Source organism: Prevotella sp. ICM33 (genome assembly GCF_000517825.1).
Taxonomy (GTDB): Bacteria; Bacteroidota; Bacteroidia; order Bacteroidales; family Bacteroidaceae; genus Prevotella; species Prevotella melaninogenica.
Genome location: NZ_JACD01000052.1, coordinates 22,481 through 39,455, shown reverse-complemented (window position 1 = coordinate 39,455; position 16,975 = coordinate 22,481). Strand labels below are relative to the sequence as shown.

At 44.1% G+C, this 16,975-nt stretch carries 12 protein-coding genes and 2 tRNA genes; 7 read left to right on the top strand and 7 right to left on the bottom strand.

Going from position 1 to position 16,975, the window contains the following annotated elements; genetic code table 11:
* Positions 1-260: 260 nt before the first annotated feature.
* The gene (gene rmuC, locus HMPREF1505_RS06070; RefSeq protein ID WP_036923731.1) at positions 261-1,592 is read right to left on the bottom strand and encodes a DNA recombination protein RmuC; all 1,332 of its coding nucleotides are present in this window, start codon (positions 1,590-1,592) and stop codon (positions 261-263) included.
* 486 nt (positions 1,593-2,078) lie between these two features.
* Positions 2,079-2,152: transfer RNA gene (locus tag HMPREF1505_RS06065), tRNA-Ile, on the bottom strand.
* Positions 2,153-2,404: 252 nt separating this feature from the next.
* Between HMPREF1505_RS06065 and HMPREF1505_RS06060 the strand changes: the two genes are divergently transcribed.
* Together HMPREF1505_RS06060 and HMPREF1505_RS06055 are read left to right on the top strand one after the other, a co-directional pair.
* Positions 2,405-3,376, top strand: coding sequence for a bifunctional riboflavin kinase/FAD synthetase (locus HMPREF1505_RS06060; protein WP_036923730.1), 972 nt, complete (start codon positions 2,405-2,407; stop codon positions 3,374-3,376).
* A gap of 11 nt (positions 3,377-3,387) precedes the next feature.
* On the top strand, positions 3,388-4,215 hold the full coding sequence (locus tag HMPREF1505_RS06055; RefSeq protein WP_036923729.1) for a CPBP family intramembrane glutamic endopeptidase: 828 nt from the start codon (positions 3,388-3,390) through the stop codon (positions 4,213-4,215).
* Between the two features lie 277 nt (positions 4,216-4,492).
* On the opposite strand, the gene HMPREF1505_RS06050 is transcribed toward HMPREF1505_RS06055, so the two are convergent.
* The 3 genes from HMPREF1505_RS06050 to HMPREF1505_RS06040 all read right to left on the bottom strand — a co-directional run bounded on the left by HMPREF1505_RS06050 (position 4,493) and on the right by HMPREF1505_RS06040 (position 7,503).
* Positions 4,493-4,822, bottom strand: coding sequence for a heavy-metal-associated domain-containing protein (locus HMPREF1505_RS06050; RefSeq protein ID WP_036923728.1), 330 nt, complete (start codon positions 4,820-4,822; stop codon positions 4,493-4,495).
* A 94-nt stretch (positions 4,823-4,916) separates the two neighbouring features.
* Complete coding sequence (locus HMPREF1505_RS06045; protein ID WP_036923727.1) at positions 4,917-6,965, bottom strand: TonB-dependent siderophore receptor; 2,049 nt, start codon at positions 6,963-6,965, stop codon at positions 4,917-4,919.
* A gap of 157 nt (positions 6,966-7,122) precedes the next feature.
* Positions 7,123-7,503 carry a hypothetical protein gene (locus HMPREF1505_RS06040; RefSeq protein ID WP_036923726.1) on the bottom strand — a complete coding sequence of 127 codons (381 nt, stop codon included), beginning with the start codon at positions 7,501-7,503 and terminating at the stop codon, positions 7,123-7,125.
* Positions 7,504-7,564: 61 nt separating this feature from the next.
* Between HMPREF1505_RS06040 and HMPREF1505_RS06035 the strand changes: the two genes are divergently transcribed.
* Positions 7,565-9,295, top strand: a complete 1,731-nt coding sequence (locus tag HMPREF1505_RS06035; RefSeq protein WP_036923725.1) for a GH25 family lysozyme — start codon at positions 7,565-7,567, stop codon at positions 9,293-9,295.
* Positions 9,296-9,863: 568 nt separating this feature from the next.
* On the opposite strand, the gene HMPREF1505_RS06030 is transcribed toward HMPREF1505_RS06035, so the two are convergent.
* Positions 9,864-9,936: transfer RNA gene (locus tag HMPREF1505_RS06030), tRNA-Met, on the bottom strand.
* 102 nt (positions 9,937-10,038) lie between these two features.
* Positions 10,039-10,980: an HAD-IA family hydrolase gene (locus HMPREF1505_RS06025; protein ID WP_036923724.1), complete on the bottom strand. Its 942-nt coding sequence runs from the start codon at positions 10,978-10,980 to the stop codon at positions 10,039-10,041.
* Between the two features lie 184 nt (positions 10,981-11,164).
* Between HMPREF1505_RS06025 and HMPREF1505_RS06020 the strand changes: the two genes are divergently transcribed.
* The 4 genes from HMPREF1505_RS06020 to HMPREF1505_RS06005 all read left to right on the top strand — a co-directional run bounded on the left by HMPREF1505_RS06020 (position 11,165) and on the right by HMPREF1505_RS06005 (position 16,896).
* Positions 11,165-12,229 (top strand): substrate-binding domain-containing protein, encoded by a 1,065-nt coding sequence (locus tag HMPREF1505_RS06020; RefSeq protein ID WP_013265225.1) that lies wholly within the window; start codon positions 11,165-11,167, stop codon positions 12,227-12,229.
* A 449-nt stretch (positions 12,230-12,678) separates the two neighbouring features.
* Positions 12,679-13,962: a Na+/H+ antiporter NhaC family protein gene (locus HMPREF1505_RS06015; protein WP_036923723.1), complete on the top strand. Its 1,284-nt coding sequence runs from the start codon at positions 12,679-12,681 to the stop codon at positions 13,960-13,962.
* Positions 13,963-14,086: 124 nt separating this feature from the next.
* Entirely contained in the window at positions 14,087-14,902 is an 816-nt protein-coding gene (locus HMPREF1505_RS06010; RefSeq protein ID WP_036923722.1) for a hypothetical protein, read from the top strand.
* 383 nt (positions 14,903-15,285) lie between these two features.
* Positions 15,286-16,896 carry a beta-N-acetylhexosaminidase gene (locus HMPREF1505_RS06005; protein WP_036923721.1) on the top strand — a complete coding sequence of 537 codons (1,611 nt, stop codon included), beginning with the start codon at positions 15,286-15,288 and terminating at the stop codon, positions 16,894-16,896.
* Positions 16,897-16,975 lie beyond the last annotated feature (79 nt).

Below are 16,975 nucleotides of genomic sequence, written 5' to 3'. Positions count from 1 at the left end.
GGTGCCCTTTAAGACCCTTACTAACGCCCTTTTGAAGTCCTATTAAGCACCTTTTGAAACACTGTTTCGTAACTTCTTTATAGCGAGAGGGTTACAAAGGTAGACGAAAATGCCATTCTTTAGGCTTTTTTCGGTATAAAAGCACAAGAAAATGTAAAGGAAATTCAGAAACAACAAAACGTCCTCAGCAATCTGAAAGCAGATTGTTGAGGACGTTTTATATGATTTTAGGGAGCTATTTATAGCTCGATTTCCACTTATTACAGGCTCTCTGGAATCTGTTTCTTCGGACTGATACCTAATGTTTTTAATCCTTCTAATCGGCGGACGATGTTACCCTTACCCTCGTTTAGCTGACCCTTCGCCCTGTTGAAATCCTGCTGTAGGCGTTCGATGTCGGCACCTAACTTTACGAAAGTCTCTGCAAAGGTGACGAACTTATCGAAGAGTTCGTTTGATTGGTGGAGGATTTCCTCTACATTCTTTGTCATACGGAAGTTCTGCCACATCGTATGTGTCAGCTGCAAAGCCATGAGAAGATTGCTTGGACTCAGAATGATAATATGCTTACGATAAGCATATTGCAAGATAGATGGGTCAGTCTTCAAGGCAGCAGAATAGCCACTTTCGTAAGGAACGAACATCAGTACAAAGCCAATACAGCCCGGTACAAGTTTCTCGTAGTTCTTAGCCGACAGTTCGTCGACATGCTTCTTGATAGAGGAAACATGTTCCTTCAAATAGCGTTCACGCTCCGTAGCATCCTCTTCTCTGATTGCTGCCTGATAAGCCGTCAATGAAACCTTAGCATCTATCACGGCACGTTCTTCGTTCGGGAAGACAATCACGGCATCTGGTCGGAAGTTATTACCGTCCTTGTCCTTGTAGTTCTCTTGTAGAAAATACTGTTGCCCCTGAATAAGACCGCAGTCTTCCAACGTCTTATCGAGAATCATCTCACCCCAATCGCCCTGCATCTTAGAGTCGCCTTTAAGAGCTTGTGTAAGCGAAGCAGCATCATTACCGATACGTTCCGTCTGTTCACGCAGTTCCTTTACTGCCCGTTCTTGATCCTCACGCATCGCCTTGATGGTTAGTTCCTGCTCCGCATGAAGACGTTTCATCGCCTCTTCGAAGGTCGTTTTAATCTCTGTTTTATTGGCAGTATTCTCCTTGCTATTGTTTGTAACAGTCTGATTAAAAGCCTCTAAACGTTCTTTAAGTGGCGCAAGGAGAGCATCCAAACGTTCTTTATCAGCCGTATTCATCTTCTCCCGACTCTCATCCAACATCTGTGCAGCCATATTGCGCACCTCTTCTTGTAGGAGTCGGTTCTTCGCTTCAGCCTGCTTCTGGAGTTCGTTGCGTAGCTGTTCGCCATGCTTTCGCTCTGTCTCGAGTTGCTGCAAAGCATTCTCTTTCACCACCGCAATACGTTCATCAACATTCTTTCGTTCTGTTTCAAGTTGACTACGGAGGACAGCTAATTGCTCACTAACATTCTTCTGTTCCTGTGTTGATCTGTTCTTCATCCAGAGGAGCATGATGCTTGCACCGATGATGATGCCGAGAAGTAGATAAATTATTGCCATACTTGTTCTTTTTCATTTGTTTTTTCCTCATATAAAGCCATGAATGAATCGACTTTATAAAGCCACAGTAGCGCCTCAACAGACATGAATAGCACAGGCTTCTATCATGAGGACTTTGCCACATCGTAAAAGTCACCTTATTTATTATTGGATAAAAGCGTCCGAAACGGTACGATTAGCATGACAAAAATACAAATAAAATGAGAGAAAATCTCCCCTTTTAAAAGAATATTTTTCTGTTGGTAGCATCTTAATTCTAAACATCTCCTTCCCATGATAAGTCAATACTTAACGCCCGTTTAAGCCTTTTCAGTTACCGACTCAGTATGTCAATTTGTCTATTCATCCAATATACGGAGTAAACAACATCAAACACCGCCTTATCTTTCATCCTTACACAGGCGACAACCATCCACCCCCACCTTCGAAAATGACCACATAAAAAAAGAGTTGCAGAAACCTCTACAACTCTTTAATACCCCTTTGTGGACCAGCCTGGGCTTGAACCAGGGACCTCCAGATTATGAGTCTGTTGCTCTAACCAACTGAGCTACAAGTCCTGAATTTCGTGAATTCGGCTGCAAAGATAATGAAATAAATGGAAAAAGGAGAAAGGACGATAAGGAAATTTAATGTTTTAACACATTTTGTTTGCCCGAACATGGGTTTATGGGTGATTTGGAGTACCTTTGCAAGAAAGTAAACATGGCTTTGTAACGAGGTGGAGGTGTCTTTGTGGGGGAATTAAATATGCCTTGCAGAGAAATAAAAATACCTTTACAAGGAAGTAAACGAACTATAAGATAAGAGGATTGAATACAATATATATTAAGCGAGATGAGACGCATGAATTGGTAGAACAGGTTGCAACCATAGGATTCTTTGATGGGGTGCATCGTGGACATCAGTTCCTGATTAGTCGTGTCATTGACGAGGCTGAGCGGTCAGGAATGGCATCGGCGGTCATTACCTTCGACCGACATCCGCGTCAGGTGCTGCAGGCTGACTACCAGCCACAACTGTTGTCGACACTCGATGAGAAGCTGCTATTGCTTTCTAAGACACGTATTGACAATAGTTTCGTGTTACATTTCGATGCTTCGTTGGCTTCACTCTCTGCGCGCGACTTCATGCAAGAGGTGTTGTGTAAGCAGCTGAACGTAAAGAAACTCATCATTGGTTACGACAATCGCTTCGGACATAACCGCTCAGAGACTTTTGAAGACTATGTTCAGTATGGCAAGGAAATGGGTATTGAGGTCATTCGTGCCGATGCCTTCTTGCCAAATGATGAGAAGGTGAGCTCTTCGATCATCAGAAACGACCTCCGTGTGGGCAATATTGAGGCAGCCAATCGGCTTTTGGGCTATGATTATACGATAGAGAGTCGTATCGTGAGTGGCTATCAGAATGGGCGCAAGATGGGTTTCCCAACAGCCAATCTCGATGTGAATGGTTGCCACCAGCTGCTCCCTGCCCCCGGCGTCTATGCGGTCATGGTGCGCTTGAAGGATTCTGTCGGATGGAAGCGAGGGATGATGAACATTGGGCATCGGCCTACTTTCAATGGCACAACCACCTCGATAGAGGTCAACCTCTTTAATTTCACAGGAGATCTCTATGGACAGGAACTCCTTGTAAGTTTCATTAGTAAGATAAGAGACGAACATAAGTTCGACTCCTTAGAAGCCTTAGCGCAACAGTTGAAGCAAGACAAGGACAACATCAACCGCTTGTTTGATGAGATTTATAACATACAAGAGAATATTATTAATACACCCTAAGATTCGCAGAAATGAACAATAAAAACGTTTTGAGCGCAACGCTCTATGTCATCTTATTTGTTTCACTTTTCATCTTGATACAAAGTCTTTCTTTCAAGGGAGGTAAGGAGCTTGTAAGCCTACTTGGAAGGACAGAGGCTGCTGATGGGGATTATCTGACTAAAAATGGTGAGACTCTTGCCATAACGGCAGTCATCAGTAGTCTTGCAACTTTAATTCTTTTCATCGCTACAAAGTGGGCACCTGTATCTGGTAACTATTTGAAGACGCGTCCTTGGGCTGTCCTCATGTGGTCGGCTCTCATAGCTTTAGGTTCGATACTCCCGCTGCAATTCCTTGCCGAGAAGATTAATCTAACGATGCCAGCGGGCACAGAAGAGATGTTTGAAAGTATCATGAAGGTTTCTTGGGGCTATGTAGCCTTAGGAATGATGGTGCCTATCGCTGAGGAGATAGTATTCCGTGGTGCTATTCTACGCGTACTACAAAACGCATTAGGCGAACGCAAACGATGGATAGCCATTGTCATTTCAGCCCTCATATTTGGTATTGTCCATTTCAATTTAGCACAAGGCTTACACGCTTTTTTGATTGGTCTGCTATTGGGTTGGCTCTATTCGAAAACGGGTAGTATTCTGCCAGGCTTCGTATTTCATTGGGTGAACAATACGGTGGCTTATCTTATGTTCAACCTCATGCCACAGATGAACGATGGAAAACTCATCGACTTCTTCCACGGTAACGACCGCATGATGTACGGAGGTCTGTTCTTCTCGCTCTGTATCTTTGTTCCTTCATTGCTGCAGTTAATAGGAAGGATGCCAAAGGGGAATAAATAAGCAGTTTTCCTATAAAGACATCTAATAGAATAAGCGCATAGGAAAAGAGACGATAATGCCTATCCTCTCACATTCCTACCCTCTTTAAGAAACGTGCTAAGGCTTAACACCAGATGTGCGAACGCTTAGCACCAAATGTGCGGAGCCTCCGCACCACTAAATAATACTATTCCTTTGTCCTCAAAACGATAGAGATTAGACAAGAATCGACCATCACATAGGCTGTTGAGAGCCATGTAATGGTCGATTACTTACTTATAGACTTTACTGTTAGCGATTACATATTATCGCACTCCTCGTTCTCATGAACAGGGATTTTAGCCTCCTTTGTAGTCTTTTCTGCCTTATAACCGAACTTTTCAAAAGCCTTCTGAAGCTTCTCTTCATTGGTCTTCTGAGCATCGTAGGTTACATAAACTTTCTGTTCTTCTACACTTGTCTTAATCTCCTTCACACCCTTTGCAAAGCGGAGGTTGTTCTTTACTTTCGCCTCACAGTTAGCACAGTGCATCTGTGGAGTAGTTGTGAAGATAACGGTCTTAATGTCTTTGGCTGTTGCAATCATGGCTACCATGAGCATCAGCATTGTGAAAATAGCTTTTTTCATAATTGTTCTTTGTTTAAGGGAGACGTCCGAAAGCGTGTTTCAAGACGTCTCTCTGTGTTGTCGATTATATTATTCTATTGTGAAAAATGTATGTTTATTGTCGTTTACCGAGGTTCAGACGGATACCAACATATGCCATTGCACCCTCAACAGGACCATAGACCATTGTTGGTTCGAAGCCGTTAGCCCATGGATTTTGATAACCAATGATTGGGTTCTTCTGCTTGTAATTGGTAAGGTTTTCCCCACCTATGTAAAGCGAGAAGTGGCGGAAGTAGCGTGTCACCTGGCCACTCAGCTGTCCGTAAGCCTTATAGCTGCCTGCCCATGAGCGTTCGCCCGATGCTAAGGTGTAAGATTCTGGCATTCTACCACCTCCGTTCAAGGCTGCAGTAGCATCAAACTGCCAGAGTCCTAAAGGTGTTTTATAGCTGAGTGTTAAGAGTCCTTTGTAACGACTCTGCAGTGGTTTCCACATCAGTTTTCCTCCATACGTCGCCTTAACGAGGTTATATCGGTAGGCTGCTGTCAGCTCAAGACCCTTGAACAAAGGATAAGAAGCATCGATTTGGAAGGTATGCGAGAAACTCTTTCCATTGAGATTTGTGATGTGCAGCTCCTGTGGATTACTGTCATAGTCAATCAACATCTGAGAAAGGAAGTGCGTGTAATAGTAATCAGTATTGATTTTCAGCATCTTGTTTCCTATTGGAATGTTGAAATTAAGACTCGCACCATAGTTCCATGCAGCCTCTTGATCAAGCTTATCGATGATAAGGCGGCGGCCCGAAGCCATGAGGTAATTGTTCTCAGCCAGTGCGTGCGGACTGCGATAGCCCTTACCTGCAGAGAGACGGAGGGTCAGGAAGTCGACTGGCACCCATTTCAAGTGGAAGCGAGGAGTGAAGAACGTACCGTAAACATTGCTATGATCGACGCGCAATCCTGCCATAGCGATGAAGCGACTATGCAGATTATAGGTGTACTGAACGTATGCGCCCGGTGTTGTCTCACTCTCAATGCCACGCGTGAGAGGGTAGATATTACCGTAATCAGAAGGCACAGCCGTTGCTGGGAGTGTCAGCGTCTGATGCAAGTAATCATGGTTGAGACTCAAACCAGCAGAGAGATTGTGCTCATCGGTGAAGTTTGTCTCAAACATAAGTGATGCATAAGCATTCTTTTCGTTGACATCATACTGCTTAATACCATATTGCGCCTGCTGCTTGTGCATAGATACATTACCCATCAAAGCGATGTTTGTGGCGTGTTCCTTATTGAGAACAAAGGCATGTTTCATATAAGCCTCGTAGCGGTCGGTGCCGATATCAATGCGATAAGGATTCGTTGCAGCAGCATGAGGAGTCTGACCACTCACGCGATCTTCCTTCAACAGCGACAAACCAGCATGTAAGATATAATCGCCCTTCTTCCAAAACCAACGGTTCTGCAGGTTGTATTGTCTCACCTTTGGGGCATCTTGGAATCCGTCTCCATTGCCATCATGATGTAGCCAGTTGTTCTCATAGTGGGCAAGGATTTCCGTACTGAGGTTCTTGTTACCATTGATATGAATGTTACCATCCGCATTTGCCTCGAATCTTCCCACCGTATTGCCATAGAGGTTGACACTCATACCTGTTGGATCTTCAGGTTTAACGTATTCTACATTAATCTGACCTGTCATCGCTTCGTAGCCATTCTTGACGGATGTATTACCCTTACTCACCTGCATACTCTTCATCCAACTGCCTGGAACATAGCCTAAACCGTAAGGGAGGGCAGCACCACGGAAGTTAGGAAGGTTCTCGGTCAGCATCTGAACATACGTACCACTAAGACCAAGGAGTTTGATTTGTTTGGCTCCCGTTGTCGCATCTGAGTAGTTTACATCTACTGAAGCGTTGTTGACAAAACTCTCTCCAAGATTACAGCAAGCTGCCTTGAAGAGTTCGTCACGTAGGATGTCTTTACCGTTGATGGCTCCAGCTAATGAGCGAACAGAGGCTCTTCGCGTTGTAACGGTCACGTTATCCAATGTCTGATCTTTCATGGTTGCGGTCGTGTCGACAGCAGCTTCCTGTGCGGTAGCAGGTAGGACAGACAGCAAGGTCAGTCCTGCTAAATATATGATTTTATTCATTTCGTTTGATATTCAGTTGTTTTGTAAAGTTTATAAAGCTTATATGGTATCAGAATGAGAAACATACTGATACGACTTTTAGCCCGAACACACTTGTGTAACAGGTACGATAAACCTTCTGTTGCCCATTTCATGAGGAACAGAAAACAACCAAAAATCAAATAATAAGTGTCGTAAGTAATCGGAGATATTGGCGTGGCGGACTATGCCAGAGCAACGACAATATCCTCTCTGGGGCCTTTGTCAAAACAGGCAAAGGCAATAATTGACAATCACTTACGAATTGTGGGAGAAGAGAAAGCTGTATTGGTTGAATGTGGTAAAAGTCATTGTGCGCCATGTCTGTGGGCGACAAGCTTTTTACCTCAATCTTCATGCAATTCTTAACATCGTTATCATTGCAATGACCTTTATCTTCCATCTTAGCAACAGACACATTGCCAGTATGTGCGCACACCACAGTAATGATGCCCGAACCAATCCATACTATCATCGTTGACAATAGAAGGGATAGTAATATGTCTGTCGTTTTTCTCATAAACTTGGCTGCAAAGTTAGATAATTATTAGTAACTTTGCAAGGATTTTAAATTTATTTTAATGTTCAACTACCGCCCTTCAAGGCGAACCCTGTATGTAGGAGGGGGCATTTTGCTTGTCCTTCTACTCATATATATTGTCTTTCGTTGTCTGCCCCCTTCACAAGAGGAGGTGGATAAGAGTGCTGTGACCATTCGTCAGGAGGCATATTACGCGTTAGAGGCTGATGGTAATCCCCTTGCATACTTTGCTGATTATGTCGATTCGGCGTTTGTGGGTGGCTCTATCAATAAGGATTCGATTCATACACGCTGCATGACGCAGCGCGGTTATTGGGTGAACCGACTGCCCATAGTGCCTTCTTGCCACGGACGCATTCTCATTCGGTGGAATTACAAACCCTTAACAATCGTCAACTTGAAAGGAAAAGGGGTGCTAAGGCTTGTTCATCAGACGATGACTCAGATGGATTCGGAGTTAGACGGATTGCAAACGAAGCGCAACGAGATGGGGTATTATCTCCGTGTACACAGCGTTCAGGATTACAGTTATAACAAGATTGCGGAATATCATACCGAGGTAGTGCAGCAGATGGATTCGCTTCGTCGGATGATAAAGGTGTTGGATTCTCTGTCTACTTCTTCTGCCCAACTGCGCATTAGACAGCAAAACCGCTATGCCATTCAGACTTCCTCTAAGAAGGCAAAACCTACTGTTTGCAACCGATTGGAAATAGATAAGAAGAATGATTGTGTACTCTTGCAAACCGAAAGTAAAAGAACACCAATTCGCTTGATTACTCGCTTGCAAAAAACTGGGGCGATAGACGCACTGAACACATACTATAAGACCCACGCAGCTACTATCAGCAGCCTTGCAAAGGGCATTCGTATTGTTGGCGGACGATATGAGGGTGAGAGTCAGAAGAATGTTCCGAATGGTTATGGAAAGTACTATGGCGACGATGGTAGCTTCTATGACGGACATTGGAAGGACGGAAAACGCGACGGCTTTGGCATCTATGTTGCACCACACGAGTATCTACAGGTGGGCGAATGGAAGGCGGATGTGTTTAAAGGTGAACGCCTTACGTATACTCCCGACCGTATCTATGGCATCGACCTCTCACGTCATCAGCACGAGAAGAATAATAAGGTGTATCACATCTATTGGAACAAACTGCGCATTACCGACCTCGGTACGCTGAGTACGAAGACTATCAAGGGGAAGGTGGATTATCCTGTTTCCTTCGCTTACGTGAAGTCTACGGAGGGTTGTACGGTGCTAAACACTTATTACGAGGCTGATTATAAGGCAGCACGTGCGCATGGTATTCGAACAGGTACCTATCATTTCTTTTCTACCATGTCACCAGGTGCAGCGCAAGCAGCCTATTTCCTCAAGTGTAGTAAGTTTAATAAGGGCGATCTACCCCCAGTCTTAGACGTTGAGCCGACCGATGCACAGATTGTTGCGATGGGTGGAGCGGAGGTGATGTTCCGCAATATTCGTGCATGGATGAACCTTGTGCAGAAGCGAACAGGTAAACGTCCTATCCTTTATATCAGTCAGACTTTTGCCAATACTTACATGCCATTGGCACCCGATTTAGGCGACAACTATCACATTTGGATAGCCCGTTATGGCGAATATAAGCCCAACTTCAAGTTAGCTTACTGGCAGTTAAGTCCTGATGGTAAGGTGCGTGGTATTCATGGCGATGTCGATATCAACGTCTTCAATGGCTATCGCAACCAGTATGAGGAGTTCCTTAAACGCCATTGCTTCTAACTATTGGAGAGTCGAAGACTGAACGCACAAGATAAAACATGAGGTAATGAAAAACTGTCCCTATGGATTGATAGAGGGCTTTAAGGTGAGTATTCCCCTACCCGTTTACTCCTCGTTTTGTCAATATTTTTCCCTCCTTCGATTTTTATTAAGGCTTAACTGGCTTCCAATTAACGCCCTTTTGGCTTGCAAAAGGTGCCCTTTAAGCCCCTTACTAACGCCCTTTTGAAGTCCTATTAGGTACCTTTTGGAAGGCACTCCCGCAACTAATTGATTACAAAACACTTATGGAGGCGACAAAAAGACTCGTTTTTAATTACTTTCCTTACGCCTTCGATACTTAAAATGTAAAATAAATTCAGGCGCCGACTACGAATTTTTCAAATTTCACAAATCGTTTTTATACATTGAATCTTGAGATTTAAACATTGAAATCTTTTATCCTTTGAGGTTTGAGATTTCAACTTTATGATTTGCGTTATGATGACCGCTGAATTAAGATTAGCTATTTATAGCGCATAAAAAAAAGCTTAGAAAACTTATTACTAAGTATTTCTAAGCTTTGAAGTTGCGGGTGCAGGACTCGAACATGCGACCTCCAGGTTATGAGCCTGGCGAGCTACCAACTGCTCCAACCCGCGATATTAATTAAGAACAATTCATCTATAAACCGAGGTGCATTCCTGAATTGCGAGTGCAAAGGTAGTGGTTTATTACGAAACTGCCAAAGAATTATACATTATTTAACAAACTATCCACTCTGCTTTTGCGGCTTCTAAACTCTCTTTGCTACCATTACCGTAGGTAACTCCGCAGGTGTGTGTACCTGCATTTCTGCCCATGAGAATGTCGAATTCGGTATCACCAACGACGAGGGTTTCGTGTGCTTCGATGTTAAAATGACGCAAAGTCTTGAGTACTGATTCAGCTGCTGGTTTCTTCTCGACAACATCGTCGGCAGCAATCAGATAAGTGATATACTTCAAGAGGTCTAATTCGTCCATCAGTTTTGCAAGCGTTCTATGGCTACGACTACTTGCAATAGACATCAGAATGCCTTGCGAAGAAAGTCTTTCCAACGTTTCAACAACACCCGGAAAGGCTTTTACAACACCGGGAACATTCTTCTCATTGAATATTTCGCTATACACTTTAGCACACTCCTCAGACTGTTCATCGCTCATTGGAATGATAGACGAAAAACATTCCTTCAGTGGTAAACCAATCGTTCGGGCACATTCCTCACGACTTCTCATCGGTAAATTCAGACGTTCTATCGTTGCAAGCATCGTGTCGGTAATGAGCTTTTGAGAATCGCCAAGCGTTCCATCGAAGTCGAAGATGACGAGACGAATACCAGAAAGTATCTCTGGATTGGAGAAAAGGTCAGGACAGTAGCGAGGCGTTCTGTTGCTATCACTCTTCATAGGCTCATCTTTCAGCTGTTTCTTTCGCTTAAGATAGCCCTTCACGCGTTTGTAGCCTTCCTTTCCAAGAATAGCAATACCGCCATATTGAAAGCTCTTTGCCAGTCCGAAAAAGACAGTAAACAGTATGCCTTTCGTTGCCGTTGACACTGGGAAAAACACTTGAACGAATGAGAGAATATAAAAGGGAATACACATCAGGAGTACGATAACACCTGTGCGAAAAGACAATTTTTGAAGATAACTTTTAATAGACATAACTGCACGTAGCCTTATTTCAGAACGCAAATTTAGTTAAAAACTTCCTATTATCCGTCATTCTGTACACAATTAAATAATAAAAAGAACTTTTACTTATAAATTCTAACGTTGTGCTTTCGCACATTCCAACAATTATTAGTAAATTTGCAGCGCAAAAATATTATATTCACTTCCCATATTTATGGCAGAAAAGATAAGAATCAAAGACATTGCAGAACGTGCAGGTGTAAGTGTTGGAACAGTTGATAGAGTATTGCATAAACGCCCGAATGTATCGGAATCCGCACTGAAACGAGTGGAAAAGGTGCTGAAGGAGATGAATTATCAGCCGAATGTCTACGCAAGTGCATTGGCTTATAACAAGAGTTACACGTTCTATTGTTTGATTCCAAAGCACAGCAGTGAGGCTTACTGGGAAGAGATTGAGATTGGTGCCATGAAGGCGGTAGAGGCACGTAGAGACTTTTATATCGACTTGGAAATCATGTATTACAGTCGATTGGACCCTCACTCTTTTATCGAGACCTACCAGAAATGCCTTAGGCAGAATCCGGATGGCGTTATCCTTGTCCCTACGACATTAGAGGTGACACGCCAGTTCACCGACGAACTACACGATCGCAACATCCCTTTCATTCTGCTCGACTCTTATATGCCATCGCTGCAACCACTGTCATTCTACGGGCAGGACTCTATCCAGAGTGGTCGTTTTGCTGCTCGAATGCTGATGCTCATTGCTCAAAAGGAGGAAAGCATCATGCTCATGAAGCAGACGAAGGACGGAAAGATGGCAAGTCGTCAGCAAGAGAATCGTGAGGTGGGCTTCCGTCATTATATGGAAGAGAACTTCCCTAATATTAAGATTTTAGAGGTAAACCTCCCATTAGACGAGGAGCGGAAGCGTTATGACCATATCTTAGAAAAGTTTTTCAGCGAGCATCCAGAGGTACATCACTGTATCACACTGAACTCTAAAGCGCACATCGTGGGTAAATTCCTACTGAAGACGCATCGCCATAACGTTCAGATTATGGGCTATGACGTGGTACATAAGAATGCTGACTGCCTACGAGAAGGGAGTATATCGTTCCTCATCGCACAGCATGCCTACCAACAAGGCTACTTCAGTGTTGACTCCCTCTTCCGTGCTATCGTGCTGAAAAAGAAGGTTGAACCAGTCAACTATATGCCTATCGACTTGCTCATGCGAGAGAATATAGACTTCTATCATAGGTCGTGGGGGTAAAAAGGGGAGCCCCACCCCGACCCTCCCCGAAGGGGGAGGGAGGCAAATTTGCTAAGGGTTAGGTGGTGAAGAAGCCCCACCTTAGTCCTCTTTCGAAGGGGAGGGAGGCAAGAATGCTATAAATAAGATGAAAGAAAGGTAGTAAAAGGGGGATAAAATTAAATAAAAGAAGGTATTGATAAAAAGGGTGATGATGCTTAACACATGACGTGCGGAGGGCTAACACATAATGTGCGGATGCTTAAAATAAGATATGGTAAGTGTGAAAAGGGGATGAATAATAGGTTAATAGAATTCATCAACACCTAACATTCAATAGCTAACATTTAACACCCAATGTTCACCATTTATCATTCAACATCTGCACAATTCATCAACACCCAACATTCAACACCCAACACCCATCCTCCCTCACAATTCATCACCACCCAACACCAAACACCCAACAAATGACAGAAAACAAAAAAGGACTCCTCGCGTTGAGTCCGTTACTTGTGTTCATCGTACTATATCTGGTCACTTCAATCATATCGGGTGACTTCTATAAGGTACCGATTACCGTGGCTTTCATGGCTTCGAGTATCTTTGCTATTGCCATATCAGGAGGCTATCCACTCGCAAAACGAATTGAGATATACAGCAAGGGAGCCAGCACAGACAACATGATGATGATGCTGTGGATATTCGTACTTGCTGGAGCATTCGCCAACTCGGCTAAGGACATGGGTAGTATTGACGCTACGGTCAACCTAACCCTCTCTGTCCTACCAGATAACATGCTGCTGCCAGGACTCTTCCTCGCTGCTTGCTTCATCTCTATGAGTATCGGAACGAGCGTTGGAACTATCGTTGCACTCACCCCTATCGCAGCAGGTATTGCCACTTCTACGGGGAGTTCGCTCCCTTTTGTCGTCGCAATCGTCGTCGGTGGTTCGTTCTTTGGTGACAACCTTTCGTTTATTAGCGATACAACCGTTGTGGCAACGAGAACACAGGAGTGTAAGATGGCAGATAAGTTTAGGGTAAACTTCTTCATCGTTGCCCCTGCAGCAGTCTTGATTCTGCTTGTTTATATCTTCTTGGGAAGAGACATACATACCACAGGACAGGTTGCCAACGTTGACATCTACAGAGTAATTCCTTACATGGCAGTACTGATTTGTGCACTCTTTGGTATGAACGTGATGGCTGTATTGACCATTGGAATCGTCCTCACAGGTGCTATCGGCATCATTGATAGCAGCTACGATGTCTATGGCTGGTTTGGAAGTATGGGCGCAGGAATCAAAGGAATGGGCGAACTGATTATCATCACGATGATGGCAGGTGGTATGTTAGAGATCATTCGTGAGAATGGTGGTATCGACTATCTCATCAAAATGATTACCCGACACGTCAATAGTAAACGTGGAGCAGAGCTAACAATCGCCTTCCTCGTAAGTCTGGTGGATATCTGTACAGCCAATAATACGGTGGCAATCCTCACCGTGGGCGGTATTGCGAAGCAGATAGGCGACCGCTATGGTGTAGACAAACGTAAGGCAGCCAGTATCCTCGACACCTTCTCATGCTGTGCGCAGGGCTTGATTCCTTACGGTGCACAGATATTAATGGCAGCAGGTTTGGCAAAGATAAACCCTGTGAGCATCGTCCCATTCTTGTATTATCCAATATTATTGGGCATCACAGCCTTCCTTTCTATCCTCTTCCATTATCCCCGTCGTTACTCATAACATATCATCATCACCCAACATTCAACACCCATCACCCCCATTCACCACTCCATAAACATATCATCATCACCCAACACTCATCACCTAACACCCAATCACCATGCAATCAATAGAATCATCTGGAATGGACATCATTCAACGCAACTTCTTTCGAATCCTTTGTTCGGGCGCATTCGGCACACAGTCGAACCTCGAACCGATGTCGCCTTTCAAATGGCGAAGACTCATACAGATGGTTGAAGCACAACAAGTGATGCCTATCTTCATCAATGGTATCGCAAGACACGCTATGGATGAAGGCCTCAACCTACCAGAGAGTATCATCACAGACATCAAAGCAAAGCAGGAAGAACGCAAGACATTAACTGCAAGAATACCCAAGACGGTTAGACTTAGCAATGCGTTACTGAACCGTAGACTAAAGAATCTTATCTACAACGAACTGCATAGTATCGACACTTCGATTGAGGCGATTGATATGCTGAAGCTGATTGTCAACAACTCTGAGACGATGTTTACACGTGGTATGAACTTAGGTGGAATCATTACGATGGGCGAATACCTAAGAACTCGGGGTAATAAGGTAGACTTCGTGAAACTCGAGAACTGGCTGAATACTCTGCAGTTGAGTGCTATGGCGGAGCTACAAGGTAATGTTCTCATCTCCGTCTTTGGCTTTGAAGAAGACGAAATCCCCTTCGTTAGCAAGAGTGATCCTAATGCTTACCGCCTCACATTACGCAGTATTTCAGACTTAGCGAAGGACACTGCACACGAATGGCACTTCAAACAAAACGCCGTAGGATTTGTACAAAACAACAGTTCCGTACTTCGTCGCAACGTCCGTCGCAGTCTCCGCTACGTCAGCTATGCACCCATTGAGACAACCAGCAACTTCTTTAGCAACTTCGTCAGGAGCCTTTCAGAGATAGAAGAGTAAGCTTACTAAACCCAAATTGATCATTAGAGCCTAAACAGATTTTGTTTTATTGTCGAGCAGATTGCCCGTCTTTGTAACGCAGGCGTAGCGGGCTACGTCAAGTTGCAAAGACAGGCAAGATGACGACAAGAAAATAAAAGATGTTAGGAAACAACACAAAAATAAGAATTCCTGAAGCATTGTGGTCTAATGACCGATTTGGGTTAAAACATAATAATGCCTTGCCCCACGTGGACAAGGCTTTCTCTTTTTAATAGAATAAGTAGTTTTTCTACACTTTTCGCTCTCATTAAGCATTTAATCAGATATTTTTTGTATCTTTGTCCATGGATAGTTGAAATCCAGAATATAAAAACCTAAATACAAAAATCATATTAATCGAGATGAAGAAAATCTTACTTTCAGTGGCATTGATGATGGCTACATTCTCACTTCATGCCACAGATGCGAACTACCAGGTAGTTCCTCTCCCACAAAGCATTACTGCTGAGAAGGGTACACCATTCGTTTTGGATGCTAACACCGTTATTAATGTTGCAAGCAACGATGAGGCTATGCGCCGTAATGGTGAATTCTTGAAGCAATATATCCAAGAGGCAACTGGTATTGCGCTCAATGGTATGAACAAGAAAGGAAGTACTATTACCTTGAAACTCAATGCAAAGGTTGAGAATGAGGAGGGTTATGTTATCACCGTAAAGGGTAAGAACATTATCGTTGAGGGTAAGACTCCACGTGGCGTTTTCTATGGTGTACAGACTCTTCGCAAGTCATTGCCATTGGAGAAGGCAGAGAACGTAACCTTCCCAGCAGCTCGTATCGTTGACTATCCACGCTTCGGCTATCGTGGTACGATGCTCGATTGCGCTCGTCACTATTTCAAGATGAGCTTCATCAAGGAGTTTATCGATATGTTAGCGCTCCACAATGTCAACACCTTCCACTGGCATCTCACTGAGGATCAGGGCTGGCGTGCACAGATTGACCGCTATCCAAAGCTCACGGAGGTTGGTTCAAAGCGTGCGCAGACAGTTATTGGTCGTATGACAGGACTCTTTGATGAGACCCCGTACGGTGGTTACTATACAAAGGATGAGATGCGTGAAGTTGTGAAGTATGCAGCTGATCGTTATATCACTGTTATCCCAGAGATTGACATGCCTGGTCATATGCTCGGCGCATTGGCAGCTTACCCAGAGCTTGGTTGTACCGGTGGTCCTTACAAAGTGGCTGGGCAATGGGGCGTATTCCCAGACATTCTCTGTGCTGGTAACCCTAAGACCTACGAGTTTGTGAACAATGTTCTCGATGAGATTGTTGACATCTTCCCATCAAAATATATCCACATCGGTGGTGACGAGGCTCCACGTATTCGTTGGCAACACTGTCCACGTTGTCAGGCTGAAATCAAACGTCTCGGCTTGAAGGGCTCTAACGGCTTCCCTGCAGAGGCTCAGTTGCAGGCTTATTTCATGAATCAGGCTGCTAAGCACTTGGCTGAAAAGGGTCGTAACATCATCGGTTGGGACGAGATTCTTGAGGGTGATGTAGACAAAGGTACAACTGTCATGAGCTGGCGTGGTGTGAATGGTGGTATTGAAGCAGCTAAGCGTGGCTTGGATGCCATCATGACTCCAGTAAACTACTACTATCTCGACTACTATCAGAGAAAGGATAACACGATGACCCTCATCGGTGGTTTCCTCCCAGTTGAGACAACTTACGGCTACAACCCAGTGCCAGACGATGCTGCACCTGAGTTGAAGAAACACGTTAAGGGTGTACAGGCAAACCTCTGGACTGAGTATGTTATCGGTCGCGACCTCGCTTTCTTCCAGCTCCTCCCACGTGTTGCAGCTATGGCAGAGACTGGTTGGACAGAGAACGATAAGAAGGACTTCGCTTCTTTCAAGGCACGTGAGACACGCCTTAACGAGCTTTACAAGCACTTCGGTTGGAAGACTTGTCAGGACCTCTACAAGGAGAAGAAGTAATCTCAAAGCGTATTAGCACCGTCTAATACAAGCTAAAATATATTCGGCTGATAAGGTGTGAGGGTTATCCTCGCAGCTT